Consider the following 21,169-nt stretch of genomic DNA (forward strand, 5'->3'; position numbering starts at 1 on the left):
AGACTTACAACGAGGTCATGATGAGTAAAGAAATTAAAGCCCAGGTAGTGGTGTTGGGTTCAGGCCCTGCTGGTTACTCTGCGGCGTTCCGTTGCGCAGACTTGGGTCTGGAAACAGTCCTGATCGAAAAATACAGCACCCTGGGTGGTGTTTGTCTGAACGTTGGCTGTATTCCTTCCAAAGCGCTGCTGCACGTAGCCAAAGTGATTGAAGAAGCCAAAGCGATGGCCGACCACGGTGTGGTATTCGGTGAGCCTCAAACCGATATCAACAAGATCCGAGTGTGGAAAGAAAAAGTAATCAACCAACTGACTGGCGGTCTTGGCGGTATGGCTAAGATGCGTAAAGTTAACGTGGTGAACGGTTACGGTAAATTTACCGGCCCGAACACCATCGTGGTTGAAGGCGAAGAAACCACCACCATCACGTTCGACAACGCGATTGTTGCGGCCGGTTCTCGTCCAATCGAACTGCCATTTATCCCGCACGAAGACCCACGTATCTGGGACTCGACTGACGCGCTGGAACTGAAAGAAGTTCCTGAAAAGCTGCTGGTCATGGGTGGCGGTATCATCGGCCTGGAAATGGGTACGGTTTACCACGCACTGGGTTCTCAGATCGACGTTGTTGAAATGTTCGACCAAGTGATCCCTGCGGCAGATAAAGACATCGTTAAAGTCTTCACCAAGCGCATTCAGAAGAAATTCAACCTGATGCTGGAAACGAAAGTGACCGCGGTTGAAGCGAAAGAAGACGGTATCTACGTGTCAATGGAAGGCAAGAAAGCACCGGCTGAGCCTGTACGTTACGACGCGGTTCTGGTTGCCATCGGCCGTGTACCAAACGGTAAGCTGATTGACGCTGAGAAAGCGGGTATCGAAGTTGACGAGCGCGGCTTCATCAATGTTGATAAGCAAATGCGTACCAACGTGCCTCACATCCACGCAATCGGCGACATCGTTGGCCAACCAATGCTGGCGCACAAAGGCGTGCATGAAGGCCACGTTGCGGCTGAAGTGATCTCTGGTAAGAAGCACTACTTCGACCCGAAAGTGATCCCTTCAATCGCGTACACTGAGCCAGAAGTTGCATGGGTTGGTAAGACTGAGAAAGAAGCGAAAGCGGAAGGTATCAACTACGAAGTTGCGACGTTCCCTTGGGCGGCATCTGGCCGTGCCATCGCCTCTGACTGCTCTGACGGTATGACCAAGATGATCTTCGACAAAGACACCCACCGTGTGATCGGTGGTGCGATTGTCGGGACGAACGGTGGTGAGCTGCTGGGCGAAATCGGTCTGGCGATCGAGATGGGTTGTGATGCAGAAGACATCGCACTGACCATCCACGCGCACCCAACGCTGCACGAATCTGTTGGTCTGGCTGCTGAAGTGTTCGAAGGTTCGATCACTGACCTGCCAAACCCGAAAGCCGTAAAGCGTAAGAAGTAAGCGCCGGCTTGAGAGATGGATAAAAAGCGCCTTTCGAGGCGCTTTTTTTGTGCCTGACGCTTAGCGTTGCCTGCGTCCGACAACGGGGCTGACTTGTTTCCAAACCCTTTGTTCTGTTGCTCTCCACCCTATCTTCCTTCACGTTCGTTGTCTTTGTACCACATGGCCCTCGAGCCAAACGACCTTCAGGCCAATGTGTTTCAACGTTATTCGCTTTCAGTTCCGTCATCTGCCCCGGCTTTTTCCGGCCGTCTTAATCCGAAGACGCCTTTTTGTCATGGTGCTCGTCACAGGCTGGGGCGGCAGGGCTGTGACATGGTGATGTGGAGCGTTGGTTTTTCGCTGGCTGTTGAAGCGGGGAGGCGAGTGCGATCAAAAAAGGAGAGCCGAAGCTCTCCTGTGGGGATCCCTGAATTGGGGTTACAGCCTGAAGGTCCCGACCATGTCGTCAAGGCGCTGCGACAGTGCCTGAAGCTCCTGGCTGGCGGTCGCCAGCTCGGCGGCCGTGTCTGCCGTCCGCTGGGTGGTGTCGTTGATCTCTTCAATGTTGCAGTTGATGTCGTTGACCACGGTCGACTGCTCTTCGGTTGCGGTCGCGACCTGGGTGTTCATGTCCGAAATCAGAGTGATCCGCTCGGCAATCGATACCAGGGCGCCGGAGGCTTCATCAGCCGAGGACACGCCGTCCGAGGTCAGCTGGCGGCTCTGCTCCATCGCATTCACCGCGTTGCCAGCTTCTTCCTGCAGGCGGTTGATCATTTGCTGGATCTCGTCGGTCGAGGCCGCGGTACGGCTGGCCAGGTTGCGCACTTCATCGGCCACTACGGCAAAGCCGCGGCCCTGCTCTCCGGCCCGGGCCGCTTCGATGGCGGCGTTGAGCGCCAGCAGGTTGGTCTGCTCGGAGATCCCGCGGATCACATCCAGAATACTGCCGATGGCCTGGGTGTTGTTGGCCAGCGAGCCAATCACGTCGCTCACCTGAGCGACATCCCGCGCCAGCTGGTTGATGTTATCACGGGCCTGAGCGACAACCTGCTGACCGCTCTGGGTCTCGGCATCAGCATTGTGGGCGGCTTCAGCGGCCTGGGCAGCATTGCCGGCAATCTCACTGACGGTGGCGCCCATTTGATTGATGGCGGTGACGACCTGGATGGTACGATCCCGTTGGCTATGGCTGTTATCCAGGGTCTGCTGGGCCTGCGAGGCGACTGATTCCGAAGCATGGCGCAGGGCAATACCGGTTTCAGCCACTTCCCGCACCGAGTGGTGGATTTTGCTGATAAAGCTGTTAAAGCCCGAAGAGAGTTGGGCAATCTCGTCTTTGCCTTCGATTTCAATCCGGCGGCGCAGATCGCCTTCGCCTTCGCCCAGATCCTTGAACACGTTGGCCAGTTGTTCAATCGGACGGGTGATATTGGTGCCGAGCCAGATTGCCAGCAGGGCAAATACAGCGGCAACGGCCAAAGTCAGCAGCATGATCTGATTCCGTGCCTGGTTCAGCCCGGCAAAGGCTTCTTCTTTGGGCAGCTCAGCCACGACATACCAGTCCATCGACGGAATATAGATGGTGGCCAGCAGACGGTCCTGACCGGCCAGGCGGGCCTGGGCCAGGTTGAAGTCGTTCTTACGCAGGAGCTGCTGGGCCACGGTCGGGCTGTATTCCTGGCGCAGATCCCGCTGTCCCATTTTCTGCTGATCTTTGTGCAACTGGATCATCCCAGCGGCATCGGTCAGGTAGACATAGCCACTTTGCTCCAACCGGAACTGGTTAATAAAGTCGACCATTTCATCCATTGAGCGGGAGAGGCCGGCCAGACCGCGGCCATTGAGTTGCTGGTAGTTGATAAACAGTTTGACCTCGCCGTTGGCTTCGCGAAACACATTGAGCATGTGTGCGTTACCGCTGGCGGTAAAGTTATAGAACCAGCTGTCCTGTTGTTGGGTGAGCTGGCGCAGGAAGCCATTCTGATTCCAGTAACGGCCGGACTGGCGATCAGCAATCGAGGCGTCGAGCAGCTGGTATTGGGACTTGATGTCATTGAGCTGGCCGACCAGCAGCGCTTCCTGCTGTGGCGTCACTTCGGTTGCGAACAAGGCGTTGGTCATCCGGTTGGTTGCCAGTTGCTGTGCGGCGGATTGCAATGCTGACACTTCTTTGTCAATGTGGTTGCGTATCTGCATTAAGGTGGCAGGAAGTTCGCTGGTGAGCAGTCGGTCTTCGACCACCTGGCGTGCTTGCTGCTGGCTGAGGATCCCGACCAGGGCGGTCGAGGCCAGCACGGCGAAAATCATCGCCATGATCAGTTTCTTTTTAATCGTTAACTGGTTGAACTTCATAGTGCTTAACCCGCTTTTAGCTAGTCGGTAGTATGAACGTCGGTATAGTATGAACGTCGGTATAGTAAGAACGAGCCTGTCGTCCACGGATAAAGTTGCTAATGACCCAACAACAGCCATCAGATCTAAATCTCTCTTCGGTAGGTTATCTGCCGATCCGTTACATTTCTTTAGTGATCCTGCTTCCACTAATGGCAATGTTCTACTCTTTTTCTGCGGTTGCCGACGAGCGGCCCAAAGTCGGGCTGGTGCTTGGTGGGGGCGGGGCAAAAGGGGCCGCACATATCGGGGTGCTCAAAGCTCTGGAAGAGATGCAGATCCCGGTAGATTACGTGGTCGGGACCAGTATGGGGGCGTATGTCGGCGGGCTGTATGCGACCGGCATGAGCGCCGAGGAGATCGAGGCGCTCATGACTTCGGTTGACTGGGTGAGTGGGTACGAAGATCGGGTCCGGCGCAGTGAACGCCGGGTGCGGGAAAAGCAGCAGGAGGATCGCTTCCAGGTCACCAGTGGGGTCGGGTTTGAGTTCTGGAAGCTGAAGGTTCCCCGGGGGATCGTACAGGGCCAGCGGATGGGGGAGATCCTGCGCTCGACTTCCGGCAACCTGCCGATGATGCGCAGTTTTGATGATCTGGCGATTCCGTTTCGCGCGGTCGCCACCGATATCGAGCGGCTGGAGCCGGTGGTGCTGAAGGCGGGGGATCTGGCCGAGGCGATGCAGGCCAGTATGTCGGTGCCCGGGTTGCTGCCGCCGCTGGCGCTGGACGACCGTCTGCTGGTGGATGGTGGGATCACCAATAACCTGCCGATCTCCGTCGTTCAGGAGATGGGGGCCGATATCATCATTGCCGTCGATATCAGTAACGAGTTCAAAACTCGGGATGAGCTGGAAGACTATGTCGCGGTGATGGATCAGCTGACGGATTTTATGGTGCGGGATAATGCCGCGCGCCAGCTGGCGTTGCTCAGCGAGCAAGATACGGTGATCCGCCCGGACATTCGCGGGATCACCACCACAGATTTCGACAAGATGCCTGAAGCGTTTGACCAAGGCTACCGGGCAACGATGGCGTCGAAACTGAAACTGCAGCGCCTGGGCGACCCGGTGTGGTTCCAGACGTATATCGATCGCAAGCAGCGCAAGCGCCGGGCGCTCAACTATCTGGATCAGCTGCGGGTCGATCAGATCAAGTTGGTGAATCTCAGCCACTACTCCGATCAGGTGCTCTTGAACCGGCTGGCCCTGAAGCCGGGGAAAGTGATCCGATCGGAGGCGTTGGCCCAAGGGGTGCGCAACCTTTATGCGCTGGATCGGTTCGAGCGGGTGGATTACCGCATCCTGCAGGACAAGGGTGAAAATGTGGTCCAGATTGAGGTGAAGGAAAAAAGCTGGGGACCGAACTTTATCGACTTGCGTTTTGCGCTGGAAGATGACTTTCAGAACAGCACCGACTATTCCATCGGGGCTGCGTTTAACGTCACCGGCCTCAGCGGCGCGGGGGCGGAGTGGCGGACCGAGCTCGAATACGGCACCAAGAAACGGATTGCCACTGAGCTGTACCTGCCGTTTGTGAAAGATCAGGCCTGGTTCAGTCTGTTGCGCGCCGATTACACCTCGGCCGAGAAAAATATCACCGGTTTCGGTGAAGAGCCGAGCTTGGAAGAGATCGGGAACTTCGTCTCTGCCACCTATACCGATACTGTACTGGATGCATCCTTCGGCTGGCAGCCGGAGCTGTGGCAGGAATTTCGCGTGGGGGCCCGATATCTTTACGGGGAAACCGAGTTTCCGCAAATTTTCGGCGTCGGTATCGATACCCGCCATAGCCGGGTTGGCTATCTGAACTATAACCTCGATACCCTGGATGACTTTATGATGCCGCGTCACGGCAATCTGTTTGAGGTTGAGCTGGCGGCCTCTGACGACACCAATGAGTTTCTCGGTCAGGAGCAGACGGATGTTGCCTTTCACCTGGATGTGATATGGAAAGGCGCTTACAGCTTTGGTCCCCATACCCTGATGGGCAAGGCCGAGCTGGGTCGGGTGAAGTCGGATGAAGATCTGCGGCTGGATCCCAAAGAGCTGGGCGGCTTTTTGAATCTGTCCGGGATCCCGAAAAACAGCCTGGCGGGCAATAACAAGATTTTCTCGGCCCTGGTTTATCGCTATGACCTGCTGGAGCAGGACTTCGGACTGTTTAACTCGACGATTTATCTGGGGAGTTCGGTGGAGTGGGGCGGCGTGTATAACGATGACGACATTGCTCTGCGGGATGCGCCGCTGTATCTCGCCGGCAGTCTGTTTACCGGTTTGACCACGCCGTTGGGACCGTTGATCCTGGCCTATGGTCAGACAGAGCAGAGTCATCATGCAGTTTACCTATTTTTCGGCGGTGCACTGTAATGACAGAGGTATGTCTATCTCTCTGATTATTTGAAAAAGATTTATCAATCACGCCGGAATACCGGGCAAAAGATTGGTCAAAATTATGCGAAAAATGTGAATGTTGTATAAAACGGGTAGATTTTAATTTTACGTTAAAACTGGTATGCTCGCTAAACGGTTTTGGTCCCTTCTGCCCAAGATGCCGTCTAAGGACAACATGAATAGACCCGGATGCAGAAGACGATCAATTACGTCCAAGGATGTTTGGCCATCGCGGCCAAACCAACAATGAGGAATATGTCGTGCTTGAAGCCTACCGTAAACACGTCGAAGAGCGTGCCGCCGAAGGAGTCGTGGCAAAGCCACTCGATGCTGAGCAGGTTGCCGCCCTGGTTGAACTGTTAAAGAACCCGCCGGCCGGCGAAGAAGCGTTCTTGCTGGATCTGCTGGAAAATCGTATTCCCCCGGGTGTTGATGAAGCCGCTTATGTCAAAGCCGGCTTCCTGGCCGCTGTCGCCAACGGTGAAGCCGAGTCGCCGATTGTCAGTCAAGAAAAAGCGGCGGAGCTCCTGGGCACCATGCAGGGTGGTTATAACATCGAGCCGCTGATCGCGCTGCTGGACAACGACGCGCTGGCGCCGATTGCCGCGAAGGCGCTGTCCCATACTCTGCTGATGTTTGATGCTTTCTACGATGTTGAAGAGAAGGCGAAAGCGGGGAATGTGCATGCCAAGCAAGTGCTCCAGTCTTGGGCTGACGCGGAGTGGTTCCTGAGCAAGAACCCAGTGCCTGAGAAAGTCACGCTGACCGTATTCAAAGTCACCGGTGAAACCAATACCGATGATCTGTCGCCGGCACCAGATGCCTGGTCTCGCCCGGATATTCCACTGCACGCCCTGGCGATGCTGAAAAACGAACGTGAAGGTATTTTCCCGGATCAACCTGGCGTGATTGGCCCAATCAAGCAACTGAAGGACCTGGAAGCGCAAGGTCACCCGCTGGTTTATGTCGGGGATGTGGTCGGGACCGGCTCTTCCCGTAAATCGGCGACCAACTCCGTGCTGTGGTTCATGGGCGAAGATATTCCTTATGTACCGAATAAGCGCGCCGGCGGTTACTGCCTGGGCGGTAAAATTGCGCCGATTTTCTTTAACACCATGGAAGATGCCGGTGCCCTGCCGATTGAGCTGGATGTTTCCAAGCTCAACATGGGCGATGTGATCGACCTGTATCCGATTGAAGGCAAGGTGTGTAAGCACGGCACCGATGAAGTACTGTCGACTTTCAAGCTTAAAACGGATGTCCTGTACGATGAAGTGCGTGCCGGTGGCCGGATCCCGCTGATCATCGGCCGTGGCCTGACGGATAAAGCGCGTGAGAGCCTGGGCCTTGCGCCGTCTGACGTGTTCCGCCGTCCGCAAGCCGTGGCGGATACCGGCAAAGGCTATACCCTGGCGCAGAAAATGGTCGGGAAAGCCTGTGGCGTGGACGGGATCCGTCCGGGCACTTACTGTGAGCCGAAGATGACGACCGTTGGTTCTCAGGATACCACCGGCCCGATGACCCGTGATGAGCTGAAAGACTTGGCCTGTCTGGGTTTCTCTGCTGAGCTGACCATGCAGTCATTCTGTCACACCTCGGCTTATCCGAAGCCGGTGGATGTGGTCACGCACCACACCCTGCCTGATTTCATCATGAACCGTGGCGGGGTTGCCCTGCGTCCGGGCGATGGTGTGATTCACTCCTGGCTGAACCGCATGCTGCTGCCGGATACCGTCGGTACCGGTGGTGACTCGCACACCCGTTTCCCGTTGGGGATCTCGTTCCCGGCCGGCTCTGGCCTGGTGGCGTTCGCTGCCGCAACCGGCGTCATGCCGCTGGATATGCCGGAATCGATTCTGGTGCGCTTCAAGGGTGACATGCAGCCGGGGATCACCCTGCGTGATCTGGTGCATGCAATCCCTTACTACGCGATTCAGCAAGGTCTGCTGACCGTTGAGAAATCCGGCAAGATCAATGAATTCTCCGGCCGCATCCTGGAAATCGAAGGGGTCGAGCACCTGACGGTTGAGCAGGCATTCGAGTTGTCTGATGCCTCTGCAGAGCGTTCTGCGGCCGGTTGTACCGTGAAACTGTCGCAAGCCTCGGTTGCAGAATACCTGGAATCGAACATCGTCATGCTGAAATGGATGATTGCCGAAGGTTATGGTGATCGCCGTACCATCGAGCGCCGTATCACCGCGATGGAAGGCTGGCTGGCAAATCCTGAGCTGATGGAAGCGGATCAAGACGCTGACTATGCGCACGTGATTGAAATTGATCTGGCTGAGATCAAAGAGCCGATCCTGTGTGCGCCGAACGATCCGGATGATGCCCGCCTGCTGTCCGAAGTCCAGGGTACTGGCATTGACGAAGTGTTCATCGGCTCGTGCATGACCAACATCGGCCACTTCCGGGCTGCCGGTAAGCTGCTGGAGAAATTTGGTGGCCAGCTCGATACCCGCCTGTGGGTGGCACCGCCAACCAAGATGGACCGCGACCAGCTGACCGAGGAAGGCTACTACGGTATCTTCGGCCGTGCCGGGGTGCGGATTGAAACGCCGGGATGCTCCCTGTGCATGGGGAACCAGGCGCGGGTTGCGGACAAGGCAACGGTAATGTCGACGTCGACCCGTAACTTCCCGAACCGTCTGGGAACCGGGGCGAATGTGTACCTGTCTTCTGCCGAGTTGGCAGCGGTGGGAGCTATTCTGGGCCGGATCCCGACCCTGGAAGAGTACCTGGAATATGCCAAGCAAATTGATGCGACGGCTGCCGATACTTATCGTTACCTGAACTTCCATCGCATGGACAGCTACACCAAGAAAGCCGGTGAGGTGATTGTTCAGGCTGCGGTCTAACATCATCTGAGTGAATCGGAACAACGCAGGGGAAGCCGGATGGCTTCCCCTTTTTTATTCGCTGTTTTTTGGCTGTGTTTTTTGTCCGCGTCAGTCGACGTTGCCGGTCAGCGAAGGTGTTGCAGCTGGATCAGCGCGGCGATATTGCGGGCGGTGGTTTCGACGTTGGCTGCGGCTTCGGCCAGCGCCTGCTCGAGTGGCATGGCGCCCGGCACCACACTGAAGACGGCATCAATGCCGTGCTGATGGACCATGTGGGCGTCCGGCGCAAGGCTGCCGGCGATCGCAATCACCGGTCGCTGGAACTGTTTGGCAATGCGGGCCACCCCGACCGGCGTTTTACCGTGAATACTCTGGCTGTCGAGCCGGCCTTCGCCGGTGATCACCCAGTCGGCATCCCGGACGGCGTCTGCCAGCCCGGCAGCTTCGGTCACGATCTCAATCCCCGGCCGCAGGCTGGCATCCAATAGCCCCAGCAGCGCTGCACCCAACCCGCCGGCGGCGCCGGCGCCCGGGATATCTTTCACGTCACGTCCAAGTTGCGAATGGATGATCGCTGCATAGTGCGCCAGATTGGCATCGAGCTGTGCCACCATCGCCGGTGTCGCGCCTTTTTGCGGACCGAACACGGCTGAGGCACCTGTTGGTCCGCACAGCGGATTATCAACATCGCAGGCAACTTCCAGTGTGACGGCGGCAAGGCGCGGATCAAGCTGGCGCAGGTCGATGGTGGCGAGTCGGGCCAGCGCCGCGCCACCGGCACCGAGGTCCTGGCCGTCCCGATCAAGCAGGCGGATCCCCAGGGCCTGGGCCATACCGATGCCACCGTCATTGGTGGCGCTGCCGCCGATGCCGAGCAGGATTTTGCCAACGTCGAGATCCAGGGCGGCTTTGATCAGCTCGCCGGTTCCGTAGGAGGTGGTCAGCAGCGGATTTCGCTGCGCGGGGGACACCTGATGCAGGCCGGATGCTGCGGCCATCTCAATCACTGCGGTGCTGCCGTCTCCCAGCAGGCCGAAGAATCCCTGCACGGGGGCGCCAAGCGGACCGGTGACGGTGGTTTCGATCCGGGTGCCGCCGGTGGCATCAATCAGTGCCTGCACGGTTCCTTCGCCGCCGTCTGCCATCGGGAGTTTCCGGTAGTCAGCATCCGGCAGCACTTGGCGAAACCCGGCTTCAATGGCCGTGGCCACTTCCATGGCAGTCAGGCTTTCTTTGTACGAGTCCGGCGCGATGATGATTTTCATATTCTCTCCTTCCCTGAGCGGCTCGCACGCCGGGATCAGCCGTCGGCGTTTGCCATCGTGAGTTGCTTTTTGGCGCCAGATCCTGACAATGTGCGGTCTCTGGGCCAACCTGAAAAACGATGTGGCGATTTTTCACATGAAAAAACGGGCCATCGAGGGCATCAGATTGGTATGGCCCGCATCGCCTGTGACGCGCATGCTGTGTTCGGGTAACTTCTCATTGTATCAAGCCTGTAGCTGAGGACGGAACCGGGCCGGGCGGCAAACGCGATTCTCGGAGAGAGCGATGGATTACGAATTTAAGAAAAACACCCTGGACGGCAGCTACCACGCCATCTTCTCCATGGGGCACGAAGCGCTGGGACGCTGGCTGATTGAGGAAGTTGGCCGGAATTTGGCGAAGGTCGAACAGATCCTGTCCCAGATTGGTGCATTGAAAAACAGCTCCCGGGAGTGGCGGCTGGTGGGGGAAGAGCTAACTCTGAGCCTTCAGGACAATGAAGCCCTGGTTCAGGCTAACTACCTGTTTTCTGAAGATGACACCGAGCTGGATGAGGACATGCATTTTTACGATGAGGAATGTATGGCGCTGTGTGGCTTTGAGGATTTTGAACACATGCTGCAAGCCTGGCGCGTTTTTGTGACCCGATTTTAATCAGGATGTCTTCCCGGGCAAAAAATTGCTTCTTTTCAGTGAAAAGGCTGCACCTTGTTGGTGCGGCCTTTTTTGCGTTTTTGAGCGTTGTCTTATTAAGTTTCTGATAAAAAAGGAAATAAAAAACTGGCACAAAGCTTGTTAATTAACCTGTGTGAGAGGAATGGCGTATACAGGTTAAGGAGCAGGCAATGAAAATAATTAACGCAATTATCAAACCCTTCAAATTGGACGACGTGCGCGAGGCGTTGGCGGATGTCGGTGTCGAGGGGATGACCGTGTCTGAGGTCAAGGGATTTGGCCGCCAGAAAGGGCACACCGAGCTGTATCGGGGTGCGGAATACCAAGTCGATTTCCTGCCGAAGGTCAAACTGGAAATTGCCACCCAGGCCGAAAACCTGGATGCCATTATTGAAGCCATTACCAAAGCGGCGCAAACCGGCAAGATTGGTGACGGTAAGATTTTTGTTTACGACCTCGATCATGCCGTACGGATCCGTACCGGCGAGACCGATCTGGAAGCATTATAAGTATCGAGTGAGAAGGGGATAATGACCATGGAACTAACGACAACCGTAACAGAGCTGCGCTACGCGCTCGACACATTCTTTTTCCTGATGTCAGGGGCACTGGTGATGTGGATGGCAGCCGGGTTTGCCATGCTGGAAGCGGGGCTGGTCCGCTCGAAAAACACCACCGAGATCCTGACCAAAAACTTTTGTCTGTACGCGATTGCCTGCACCATGTACCTGATTGTAGGTTACAACATTATGTATGTGGATAACGGGGAAGGCGGTTGGCTGCCTTCGTTCGGCACCCTGATCGGCAGCCAGGCCGACGGCGCGGATCACTCGCTGGAATCGGACTTCTTTTTCCAGGTGGTGTTTGTTGCGACGGCGATGTCAGTCGTTTCCGGCGCTGTCGCTGAGCGGATGAAATTGTGGTCGTTCCTGATTTTCTCAGTGATTTTGACCGCGTTTATCTATCCGATTGAAGGCTACTGGACCTGGGGCGGCGGCTTCCTGTCTGAAGCGGGCTTTAGCGACTTTGCCGGCTCGGGGATTGTGCACATGGCCGGTGCGGCGGCTGCGCTGGCCGGGGTACTGCTGCTCGGTGCCCGGAAAGGGAAATACGGCAAGAACGGCGAGATCCACCCGATCCCGGGCTCGAACATGCCGCTGGCAACGCTGGGGACCTTTATTCTGTGGTTCGGCTGGTTCGGCTTCAACGGTGGCTCACAGCTGATGCTGTCTGACTTTGAAAACGCCACGGCGGTGGGCCAGATCTTCCTCAACACTAACGCCGCAGCCGCAGCGGGTGCGATTGCAGCGTTGGCGGTGTGCAAAACAACCTGGGGCAAGGCTGACCTGACCATGGTGCTGAACGGCGCGTTGGCCGGTCTGGTGGCAATTACGGCTGATCCGCTGTCACCGTCACCATTGTCCGCGGTCGTGATTGGTGTGGTTGCGGGGGCACTGGTGGTCTTTAGTATCATCGGTCTGGATAAAGTGAAAATTGACGACCCGGTGGGTGCGATTTCGGTGCACGGTGTGTGTGGCTTCTTTGGCCTGATGGTCGTACCGCTGAGCAATGCGGACGCAACCTTCGGTGCGCAGCTGCTCGGTGCGGTGGTGATTTTCGGTTGGGTCTTCGGCATGAGCTTGGCGGTCTGGGGTATCCTGAAAGCGACAGTCGGCATCCGGGTGTCTGAAGAAGAAGAGATGGCCGGTATGGACTTGCACGATTGTGGTATCGATGCTTATCCTGAGTTCGTCAGCGTTAAATAAGAGCTTGAACCTGATGGTCACTGAAGAGGCCGGACCACGATTGACAGGTTGAATCTGAAATCAAACCGGTTCCATATCTTCAGATCACAAATCAATCACAAGCCGCGAAATAACGCGGCTTTTTTTGTGTTCAATTGTTGCTGCGCATTGTTTCTCACGGGTGCTAAAGTATAATCAATTGCTATTGATAAAACTTATCATTAGATTTTACACCAAGAGGGATGAATAAATGAAAAAGCTGTTGGCATCAGCAATGTTACTGGGACTGGCTGCACCGCAAGCTGCGACGGCAGCTGAAGAAGTCAACGTCTACTCCTACCGTCAACCGTTCCTGGTTGAACCGATGTTTGAAGAGTTCACCAAAGAAACCGGGATTAAGGTTAACGTGAAGTTTGCCAAAAACGGTTTGGCAGAAGCGCTACAGCGCGAAGGCGAATACAGCCCGGCTGACGTGATGCTGACCACAGATATCAGCCGTCTGGTGGAACTGTCTGACAAGAAACTGGTTCAGGCCGTGGACAGCGACGTCATTGATAAGAATGTTCCGGCGCAATACCGCGACTCTGATGATGAGTGGTTTGCACTGACCCTGCGGACGCGGAGCGTCTATTCATCCCGTGATCGCGTTGGCCGCCTGCCAGCCGATTTTGACTACATGGATCTGGCGAAGCCGGAGTGGAAAGGCAAGATCTGTACGCGTTCCGGGAAGCACCCGTACAATATCTCGCTGGTCTCTGCCATGATTGCCAATCACGGTGAAGCCGAAGCGAAGCAGTGGCTGGAAGGTGTGAAAGCGAACCTGGCGCGTAAACCGCAAGGCAACGACCGTGCGCAGGTAAAAGCGGTGAAGGAAGGCCTGTGTGATCTGGCGATCGGCAACAGCTACTACCTGGGCAAGATGGTCAACGACGAGAAGCAAAAGTCTTGGGCTGAAGCCGTTTACATCAACTTCCCGGGTCAGAAAGCTAACGGTACGCACGTGAACGTCAGTGGCATGGCCATGGCGAAATATGCCCCGAACAAAGCCAATGCGATGAAGCTGATGGAATTCCTGACGGATGAAACCGCGCAGCACATGTATGCTGAAGTAAACTTTGAGTACCCGGTGAAACCTGGGGTTGAGCGCTCTGAGCTGGTTGCCTCTTGGGGTGATTTCCGTGCGGACCAGGTTTCCCTGGAAAAAGTTGCGGATTACCACAGTGCAGCGATCAAACTACTGGATGAAGTGAAGTTCGACCTGTAAGTTGGCTTAAAAATGGGGCGTATTGCCCCATTTTTGTTTGAGGCTTAGTATCTTTTCCAATAACTTATGGTACTTTCATCCTCTTTTTGACGGCGGGGATGCGAATTGGACGTCGCCAGCGGTTGTCCGGGGCACCATAACGTGAATGCAAAAGGTATTTAGTCCGCAATGAAAGAGAAATTTTTGTGCTGGCAAACCAGTGGTTGGGGACTGTCCCTGCTGCTGGTTTTGCCGATCGTCGCCATCTTCTACACAGCTGCCGGGGAAAGCGATGAAGTGTTTTCCCACCTGATGGGCACGGTGATGGCGACTTACACCGCTAACACCTTCTGGCTTGTTGTCACTACCATGGTACTGGCCCTGATCTTCGGTTTGCCTGCGGCCTGGATCATGGCTATGTGCCGGCTGCCGGGCGAGAAAGTCCTGCAGTGGGCACTGGTGCTGCCGCTGGCGATGCCGGGCTATATTATCGGCTATATCTACACAGACTGGTTTGACTATGCCGGTCCGATCCAGATCTTTCTGCGCGACAGCTTTGGCTGGCAAAGCGTCCATGACTACTGGTTCCCGGATATTCGCTCGCTGGGCGGGGCCAGCATGGTGCTGGCGCTGGTGCTTTATCCTTACGTCTATCTGCTGGCCCGGGCTGCTTTTCTGGAGCAAAGTACCAGCTTGCTGCAATCGGCCCGCTTGTTGCGATGCACGCCTTGGGAGAGTTTCCGCCGGGTGTCGCTGCCGCTGGCGCGTCCTTCCATTGCGGTGGGATTATCGCTGGTCGCCATGGAAACCCTGGGCGACTTCGGCACCGTCAGCTATTTTGCCGTCAACACCCTGACCACCGCGGTCTATGATACCTGGCTGGGGTATTCGAACCTGAATGCGGCCGCCAAGATCTCGGCCATCATGCTGATGGTGATCTTTTTGCTGATCAGTGCCGAGCGGTTCAGCCGCCGGAAACAGAAACTGTTCCAGCAGGAGATGGAGCATGGCGATGATGTCCGTTATGTGCTGCGCGGTCCCCGCAAGTGGCTGGCCATGTGCTGGTGCTGGGGGCTGGTCGCGGGGGCGTTTGCCCTGCCGCTGATCCAGTTGGGATATTATGCCTGGCATTATTTTGCCGACAGCTGGACATCGGAGTTCCGGGAATACAGTCTCAACAGTTTGCAGGTGTCGCTGGTGGCTGCGGTGCTGGCGGTGTTGCTGGCGCTGATTGTGAATTTCTATCGTCGCCTGGACGGGCGGCGGATGACGCTGGTGCCGCTCCGGATCTCCTCGTTGGGCTACGCCGTGCCGGGAACGGTGCTGGCAATCGGGGTGATGATCCCGCTGACTCAGGCTGATCACCTGATCAATGATATCGCCAACCACTTGGGATTATCCCGCCCCGGCCTGGTTTTTTCCGGGACCATGGTGGCGATTATTTTTGCGTTTGTGGTCCGCTTTGCGGCGGTGGCTATCGGCAGTATTGAAAGCAGCCTGACCAAGATCTCGCCGTCGCTGGATATGGCTGCCAAAACCATGGGGTATGCATCCACCCGGATGCTGCGGCGGGTGCACTTGCCGCTGATCCGACGCGGATGCCTGATTGCCGGTTTGCTGGTGTTTATCGAGTCGATGAAAGAGCTCAATGCTGCTTTACTGCTTCGGCCGTTTAACTTCGAAACCCTGGCGACCTATGTCTTTAACTTTGCTTCCGATGAGCAGCTGGAGCTGGCCGCCTTGCCAGCGATCTTACTGGTGATGGTCGGCCTGATCCCACTGGTGATGGTGAACCGATCTTTGGAGAAGAAACACTGATGAGCCATGCATTATCCGTTCGCAACCTCACTTGCCGCTATCAGGGACAGCCGGTGCTGCAGAACCTCTCGTTGCCGGTTGAAGACAATGAAATTGTGTGTTTGCTGGGTGCCAGTGGTTGCGGTAAAACCACCTTGCTCAAAGCCATCGCCGGGTTGCTCCCGCTGGAGCAGGGGGAGATCCATATTCACGGCCGGACCATTGCCGATCAGCACACCTGGCTGCCGCCGGAAAAGCGCAATATCGGGATGATTTTCCAGGACTACGCGCTGTTCCCGCACTTGACGGTGGCGGAAAATATCGCATTTGGCCTGCAAGGCTGGGATAAGTCGCGAGTCGCCGGCAAAGTACAGGAAATGCTGACGCTGGTGCACCTGGATGGTCTGGGCGGCCGCTATCCGCACCAGCTGTCGGGCGGACAGCAGCAACGGGTGGCAATTGCCCGGGCGCTGGCCAGCGAGCCGGATCTGATTTTGCTTGATGAGCCGTTTTCCAACATTGATACCCAGGTCCGACATGGCCTGATCAAGGAAATCCGACGTATTTTCAAGGCCCAGGGCGTAACGGCGATTTTCGTGACCCACAGTCGGGAAGAAGCATTTGCGTTTGCCGATCGGATGGCGGTGATGAACCAGGGGGTGATCGAACAATTCGGCACGGCGACCGAGCTCTATTACCGGCCGAGCAGCCGTTTTGTGGCGGAGTTCCTGGGGGCGGGCTCGTACCTGCCGGCAACGCTTCAGCACAACCATCTGATGACGCCGTTCGGTACCATGAACCTGCCGTCGGCCCAACCGGCAGTGGCGGAAACCAGCGTTGAGTGGTTGATCCGGCCCCAGAACCTCAAGGTTGCACCGGCCGAAAACGGGGAAGGGGTGATCACCGAGCAACTGTTTATGGGAGACAACTGTCGCTATACCGTAGACTTCCAGGGCTACAATCTGGTGGTGAATTCCAATCTGATCCTGCAAACCGGTCAGCGGGTAGATGTGGCCGTAGAGCCGCATGAGCCGGTGGTGTTTGCAGCGGCCAGTTGATACCAATCGTCGTCAATAAGGGGTCATCCTAGCTTGTTAAAACGCTCGATAACTGCGTTAGATTTTTTGTTTGTAGAATTACTACTTATCGAAAAGTTCCGCCTTGTGCTCAAGCATTTTTCCGTCGCTAGTTCTAAACACTGACTGAGTGTGATTGGTATAATATCCGGCGTATCAACATAAATCAGGCCAGCATTATGCTGGCCTGTTTGATCTTGCTTGTTTCCCAAGCGGGGAAATGGCGATCCCGACGGGAGATTATTTCCCGAGCAGCGATGCGATGTGTGATCCGGCTTGCTGGCGCATCGCCTCCTGATCCGGACTGATGTTGCTCTGCAGGTACAGCACGTAGCAAATACCATGCAGTTGCCAGGTCAGCTCTTCGGCGCTGCGTGTGTTCTCAACTTCCTGATTGTTGATGCCCTGGGCAAACATTTCGACGATCCGCTCGTGATTGACTTTGTTGCTGCCGACAAACTGCGGCCAGATTTCATCGCGTACCGAGGTGCTCCATTCATACCAGACTTTCAGCCAGTCCTGTTGCTCGATGACGGCATCAATCAGGTGATCCGTGAAGCAGGTCAGGCGCGCGTAGAGCGGCCGGTTGTCCGCGCCCAGACAGTCGGTCAGGACTTGGCTGAAACGGTTTTCTACCTGGCTCAGTACTTGCTCGACCAGGGCTTCCCGGGTCGGGAAGTAGTTAAACACCGTCGCGACGGAGACATTGGCCATTTCGGCGATGTCTGCGTGGCCGGCCCGGCCAATCCCGCGTCGGGCGAAGACTTCCAAGGAAAAATCCAGCAGTTGCTGTTTTCTCTTTTCAGGTGAGAGACGAGTTCTGGTTTTTTTGACGATCGTATCCATTTCGCTTATTCCCTAGCCATGATCATGGTGCGTGAAGTTATATAGTTGTTTTAAATGATAACTTTACAATAGCGGGTAGTTGCAATCAAACTAGTTTTATACAAACTGTATCATATAATTGACAACTTTGAAAAATAACTATTGTTTGTGAGGGATGTTAGAATAGAGATCCGTTGAGAAAAGTTAGCCGACAGGCGGCCTTTGTCGCTGTCCTGATGGAGAAAAAAATGAAACATACCGTGGAAGTGATGATTTCTGAGCAGGATGTTCAGGCGCGTATCCAAGAGCTGGGACAACAAATTACAGAACATTACAAGGATTCAGAAAACCTGGTGATGGTAGGTTTGCTGCGTGGTTCGTTCGTCTTTATGGCTGATCTGGCGCGTGCCATTCACCTGACACATGAAGTCGACTTCATGACCGCCTCAAGCTACGGCAATACCATGGAAAGCAACCGTGATGTCCGGATCCTCAAAGATCTCGATGATGACATCAAAGGGAAAGACGTGCTGCTGGTGGAAGATATAATTGACACCGGGAATACCTTGAACAAGGTGCGCGAGATCCTGACCCTGCGTGAGCCGAACTCGATCCGTATCTGTACGCTGCTGGATAAGCCGGAGCGCCGTGAAGTCCACGTCGACGTGACGTGGGTTGGCTTTGCGATCCCGGACGAGTTCGTCGTCGGCGTGGGGATCGACTATGCACAGAAATACCGTCACCTGCCATACATCGGCAAAGTGATCCCGCTGGAAGGTTAATCGACCGGCCGGTGCAAAAAAGCGACCTTCCGGTCGCTTTTTTCATGTCGGGGGCGGCTCGGTCAATCAGACTTTGGCACCCGGCAGAATTTTGGCCATCGCGCTGGCGTACGCCTCTTCCAGGCCTTCGCGGCTGGTGGCGGCAACGCCCAGATCGCGCAGAATCCCGTCTTCGATCCCGTACACCCAGCCGTGGATCTTAATTTGCTGACCCCGCTCCCAGGCTTGTTGCATGATGGTCGAGTTCCCCAGGTTGTAGACTTGGGAGGCGACGTTGATTTCGCACAGCTTGTCGCTCCACTGCTCGCGCGGTAGGGCTTCCAGCTCGTTGCGGTGTTTCAGGTACAGATCGCGAATGTGCAGCAGCCAGTTGTTGATCAGGCCCAGCTGCGGGTTGTCAATCGAAGCGGCAACCCCGCCACAGCCGTAGTGGCCACAGACGATGACGTGACGGACCTTGAGCACGTCCACGGCGTACTGGACCACGGAGAGGCAGTTGAGGTCGGTATGAATAACCTGGTTGGCAACATTGCGGTGCACGAATAGCTCGCCGGAGTCCAGGCCGGTCAGTCGCTCTGCCGGCACCCGGCTGTCGGCACAGCCGATCCACAGGTATTCCGGATGTTGGGCTTTGGCCAGGTGGGAAAAAAACTCTGGCGTTTCTTCCTTAATGTTTTCTGACCAGGAAAGATTATTTGCAAAGAGCTGCTTAATATCTGCCATGTTGGTGCCTTAGTTTGATACAGTCGTTATCCCGATAGGAATCACCCATTTACATAACGCCTCACGACGGTTGCAACAAGCGATCTCGCACTGGGCGTTTTCGCGTAGCACAAGGTGCAGGAGCGCAAAGCACTATGTAAATCGGCTTTACTATACACAAGCGAGTCAGTAAGCAAATCGGATTAGTTGCTCGCCTGATGAAAATTTCTAACACAAAGATCGCATTTTATGAACGCACTGGAAATAAAAAATGTAAGTAAAACTTACAAAGGTGGCGTTAAGGCATTGAAAAATATGACACTTGACGTTGAGGAAGGTGATTTTTTCGCTTTGCTCGGCCCGAATGGTGCCGGTAAGTCGACCACCATTGGGATTATCAGCTCGTTAGTTAACAAGACATCCGGCTCGGTAAAAGTGTTTGGCTACGACCTCGACAGCCAGGTGGTTGAGGCGAAAAACCATTTAGGGCTGGTGCCGCAGGAATTTAACTTCAACCAGTTCGAGACGGTTGAGCAGATCGTGGTGAATCAGGCCGGTTATTACGGGGTGGAGAAAGCCCTGGCGCGCGAGCGGGCGGAAAAGTACCTCAAGCAACTGGACTTGTGGGAGAAACGCCATGAGCGGGCGCGGAACCTGTCGGGCGGGATGAAGCGCCGTCTGATGATTGCCCGGGCCTTGATGCACGAGCCGAAACTGCTGATCCTTGATGAGCCGACGGCCGGAGTGGATATTGAGCTGCGCCGCTCAATGTGGGCGTTCCTGCGCGAGATCAACCGCCAGGGGATCACCATTATCCTGACCACTCATTACCTGGAGGAAGCGGAGATGCTGTGCCGCAATATCGGCATCATCAACCACGGGGTGCTGATTGAGCATACCAGCATGAAAGCGTTGCTCGGCAAGCTGGAGGTTGAAACCTTTATTCTGGATATCAAACTCAACGGCAACAAGCCGTCGCTGGACGGCGTGCAGTGGAAACTGCCGGATAACCATACCCTGGAGATTGATGTACCGAAAGGGACCGGGTTAAACACGGTGTTCAGCCAGTTGAGTGCGCAGGGGGTTGAGGTGTTGTCGATGCGCAACAAAGCCAACCGTCTGGAGGAGTTATTTGTCAGCCTGGTGGCTGCAGAGAAGAAGGAGCAGTCATGAGATACCAGTACTGGGTGGCGTTTAAGAGTCTGATCACCAAAGAAGTCAACCGGTTTGCCCGGATCTGGATCCAGACCATGGTCCCTCCTGCGATCACCATGACGCTGTATTTCATCATTTTCGGGAGCCTGATCGGCAGCCGGATCGGGGAAATGGGCGGGTTTACCTACATGGAATACATTGTGCCGGGGCTGATCATGATGTCAGTGATCACTAACTCGTACTCCAACGTGGCCTCGTCATTTTTCAGCGCCAAGTTCCAGCATAACATTGAAGAGCTGCTGGTCGCGCCGGTGCCGAACTATGTCATCATTATCGGTTATGTCGGGGGCGGGGTGCTGCGCGGTTTGGGCGTCGGTCTGATCGTCTCAGTGGTGTCGCTGCTGTTTGTGGATTTGCAGATTGCCCATCCGGGCGTCATCGTGGCAACCGTGCTGATGACGTCCATCGTGTTTTCCTTGGGCGGGTTGATCAATGCGGTTTATGCCAAAACCTTCGATGATATCAGTATTATTCCGACCTTCGTCCTGACGCCGCTGACTTATCTGGGGGGCGTGTTCTATTCTTTGAGCTTGCTGCCCGAGTTTTGGCAGGGCGTGTCGAAACTCAACCCGATTGTTTATATGGTCAATGCGTTTCGGTACGGCTTCCTGGGCGTGTCAGATGTCGGGATCGTGACTTCGTTCAGCGTGCTGGGGGTGTTTGTCGCCATGCTGTATGCGATTTGCCATTACCTGATTTCACGCGGGATCGGTTTGCGCTCTTAATCCGGCCATATTCTTCAAGTAAAAAGCGTCAAACAGAAAACGCCAAACAAAAATCCCGGCCAGA

The 21,169-nt window shown here is 55.5% G+C and carries 16 protein-coding genes; 12 read left to right on the forward strand and 4 right to left on the reverse strand.

Annotated elements, in window-relative coordinates:
- Positions 1-20 precede the first annotated feature (20 nt).
- Complete coding sequence (lpdA, locus tag NH461_RS02045) at positions 21-1,448, forward strand: dihydrolipoyl dehydrogenase (protein ID WP_261602809.1); 1,428 nt, start codon at positions 21-23, stop codon at positions 1,446-1,448.
- 420 nt (positions 1,449-1,868) lie between these two features.
- On the opposite strand, the gene NH461_RS02050 is transcribed toward lpdA, so the two are convergent.
- Positions 1,869-3,785, reverse strand: coding sequence for a methyl-accepting chemotaxis protein (locus tag NH461_RS02050; protein WP_261601685.1), 1,917 nt, complete (start codon positions 3,783-3,785; stop codon positions 1,869-1,871).
- A gap of 101 nt (positions 3,786-3,886) precedes the next feature.
- On the opposite strand from NH461_RS02050, the gene NH461_RS02055 reads away from it, so the two are divergent.
- Entirely contained in the window at positions 3,887-6,190 is a 2,304-nt protein-coding gene (locus NH461_RS02055; RefSeq protein ID WP_261601686.1) for a patatin-like phospholipase family protein, read from the forward strand.
- Between the two features lie 284 nt (positions 6,191-6,474).
- On the forward strand, positions 6,475-9,072 hold the full coding sequence (gene acnB / locus NH461_RS02060) for a bifunctional aconitate hydratase 2/2-methylisocitrate dehydratase (RefSeq protein WP_261601687.1): 2,598 nt from the start codon (positions 6,475-6,477) through the stop codon (positions 9,070-9,072).
- Between the two features lie 107 nt (positions 9,073-9,179).
- Here the strand turns inward: acnB and NH461_RS02065 are convergent, their stop codons facing one another.
- Positions 9,180-10,319: a glycerate kinase gene (locus tag NH461_RS02065; protein ID WP_261601688.1), complete on the reverse strand. Its 1,140-nt coding sequence runs from the start codon at positions 10,317-10,319 to the stop codon at positions 9,180-9,182.
- A 286-nt stretch (positions 10,320-10,605) separates the two neighbouring features.
- On the opposite strand from NH461_RS02065, the gene NH461_RS02070 reads away from it, so the two are divergent.
- The 6 genes from NH461_RS02070 (at position 10,606) to NH461_RS02095 (ending at position 16,838) form a co-directional block, all read left to right on the forward strand.
- Complete coding sequence (locus NH461_RS02070) at positions 10,606-10,974, forward strand: YacL family protein (RefSeq protein WP_261601689.1); 369 nt, start codon at positions 10,606-10,608, stop codon at positions 10,972-10,974.
- Positions 10,975-11,165: 191 nt separating this feature from the next.
- The gene (locus NH461_RS02075; RefSeq protein ID WP_261601690.1) at positions 11,166-11,504 is read left to right on the forward strand and encodes a P-II family nitrogen regulator; all 339 of its coding nucleotides are present in this window, start codon (positions 11,166-11,168) and stop codon (positions 11,502-11,504) included.
- A gap of 27 nt (positions 11,505-11,531) precedes the next feature.
- Complete coding sequence (locus NH461_RS02080) at positions 11,532-12,761, forward strand: ammonium transporter (protein ID WP_261601691.1); 1,230 nt, start codon at positions 11,532-11,534, stop codon at positions 12,759-12,761.
- Between the two features lie 229 nt (positions 12,762-12,990).
- Positions 12,991-14,004: a Fe(3+) ABC transporter substrate-binding protein gene (locus NH461_RS02085; protein WP_261601692.1), complete on the forward strand. Its 1,014-nt coding sequence runs from the start codon at positions 12,991-12,993 to the stop codon at positions 14,002-14,004.
- A 168-nt stretch (positions 14,005-14,172) separates the two neighbouring features.
- A complete protein-coding gene (locus tag NH461_RS02090) occupies positions 14,173-15,801 on the forward strand; it encodes an ABC transporter permease (protein ID WP_261601693.1) in 1,629 nt (542 codons plus the stop codon).
- Positions 15,801-16,838, forward strand: coding sequence for an ABC transporter ATP-binding protein (locus tag NH461_RS02095; RefSeq protein WP_261601694.1), 1,038 nt, complete (start codon positions 15,801-15,803; stop codon positions 16,836-16,838). Before NH461_RS02090 ends, NH461_RS02095 begins: the two co-directional genes overlap by 1 nt.
- A 258-nt stretch (positions 16,839-17,096) precedes the next feature.
- Here the strand turns inward: NH461_RS02095 and NH461_RS02100 are convergent, their stop codons facing one another.
- The gene (locus tag NH461_RS02100) at positions 17,097-17,702 is read right to left on the reverse strand and encodes a TetR/AcrR family transcriptional regulator (RefSeq protein ID WP_261601695.1); all 606 of its coding nucleotides are present in this window, start codon (positions 17,700-17,702) and stop codon (positions 17,097-17,099) included.
- A 227-nt stretch (positions 17,703-17,929) separates the two neighbouring features.
- Between NH461_RS02100 and hpt the strand changes: the two genes are divergently transcribed.
- Positions 17,930-18,463, forward strand: a complete 534-nt coding sequence (gene hpt, locus NH461_RS02105; RefSeq protein ID WP_261601696.1) for a hypoxanthine phosphoribosyltransferase — start codon at positions 17,930-17,932, stop codon at positions 18,461-18,463.
- A gap of 66 nt (positions 18,464-18,529) precedes the next feature.
- Here the strand turns inward: hpt and can are convergent, their stop codons facing one another.
- Complete coding sequence (can, locus tag NH461_RS02110) at positions 18,530-19,186, reverse strand: carbonate dehydratase (RefSeq protein WP_261601697.1); 657 nt, start codon at positions 19,184-19,186, stop codon at positions 18,530-18,532.
- Positions 19,187-19,414: 228 nt separating this feature from the next.
- Between can and NH461_RS02115 the strand changes: the two genes are divergently transcribed.
- Positions 19,415-20,338: an ABC transporter ATP-binding protein gene (locus tag NH461_RS02115; RefSeq protein WP_261601698.1), complete on the forward strand. Its 924-nt coding sequence runs from the start codon at positions 19,415-19,417 to the stop codon at positions 20,336-20,338.
- Complete coding sequence (locus NH461_RS02120; RefSeq protein ID WP_261601699.1) at positions 20,335-21,105, forward strand: ABC transporter permease; 771 nt, start codon at positions 20,335-20,337, stop codon at positions 21,103-21,105. Before NH461_RS02115 ends, NH461_RS02120 begins: the two co-directional genes overlap by 4 nt.
- Positions 21,106-21,169: the final 64 nt, after the last annotated feature.

Source organism: Photobacterium sp. TY1-4, from assembly GCF_025398175.1.
Lineage (GTDB): Bacteria > Pseudomonadota > Gammaproteobacteria > Enterobacterales > Vibrionaceae > Photobacterium.

Bases quoted from the DNA above. Each gene is read 5' to 3' on its own strand.
- NH461_RS02115 (WP_261601698.1), top strand. From the start codon at position 19,415: ATGAACGCACTGGAAATAAAAAATGTAAGTAAAACTTACAAAGGTGGC.
- NH461_RS02070 (WP_261601689.1), top strand. From the start codon at position 10,606: ATGGATTACGAATTTAAGAAAAACACCCTGGACGGCAGCTACCACGCC.
- can (WP_261601697.1), bottom strand. From the start codon at position 19,186: ATGGCAGATATTAAGCAGCTCTTTGCAAATAATCTTTCCTGGTCAGAA.
- NH461_RS02075 (WP_261601690.1), top strand. From the start codon at position 11,166: ATGAAAATAATTAACGCAATTATCAAACCCTTCAAATTGGACGACGTG.
- NH461_RS02080 (WP_261601691.1), top strand. From the start codon at position 11,532: ATGGAACTAACGACAACCGTAACAGAGCTGCGCTACGCGCTCGACACA.
- NH461_RS02050 (WP_261601685.1), bottom strand. From the start codon at position 3,785: ATGAAGTTCAACCAGTTAACGATTAAAAAGAAACTGATCATGGCGATG.
- NH461_RS02085 (WP_261601692.1), top strand. From the start codon at position 12,991: ATGAAAAAGCTGTTGGCATCAGCAATGTTACTGGGACTGGCTGCACCG.
- lpdA (WP_261602809.1), top strand. From the start codon at position 21: ATGAGTAAAGAAATTAAAGCCCAGGTAGTGGTGTTGGGTTCAGGCCCT.
- NH461_RS02095 (WP_261601694.1), top strand. From the start codon at position 15,801: ATGAGCCATGCATTATCCGTTCGCAACCTCACTTGCCGCTATCAGGGA.
- NH461_RS02100 (WP_261601695.1), bottom strand. From the start codon at position 17,702: ATGGATACGATCGTCAAAAAAACCAGAACTCGTCTCTCACCTGAAAAG.
- hpt (WP_261601696.1), top strand. From the start codon at position 17,930: ATGAAACATACCGTGGAAGTGATGATTTCTGAGCAGGATGTTCAGGCG.
- NH461_RS02055 (WP_261601686.1), top strand. From the start codon at position 3,887: ATGACCCAACAACAGCCATCAGATCTAAATCTCTCTTCGGTAGGTTAT.
- NH461_RS02120 (WP_261601699.1), top strand. From the start codon at position 20,335: ATGAGATACCAGTACTGGGTGGCGTTTAAGAGTCTGATCACCAAAGAA.
- NH461_RS02065 (WP_261601688.1), bottom strand. From the start codon at position 10,319: ATGAAAATCATCATCGCGCCGGACTCGTACAAAGAAAGCCTGACTGCC.
- NH461_RS02090 (WP_261601693.1), top strand. From the start codon at position 14,173: ATGAAAGAGAAATTTTTGTGCTGGCAAACCAGTGGTTGGGGACTGTCC.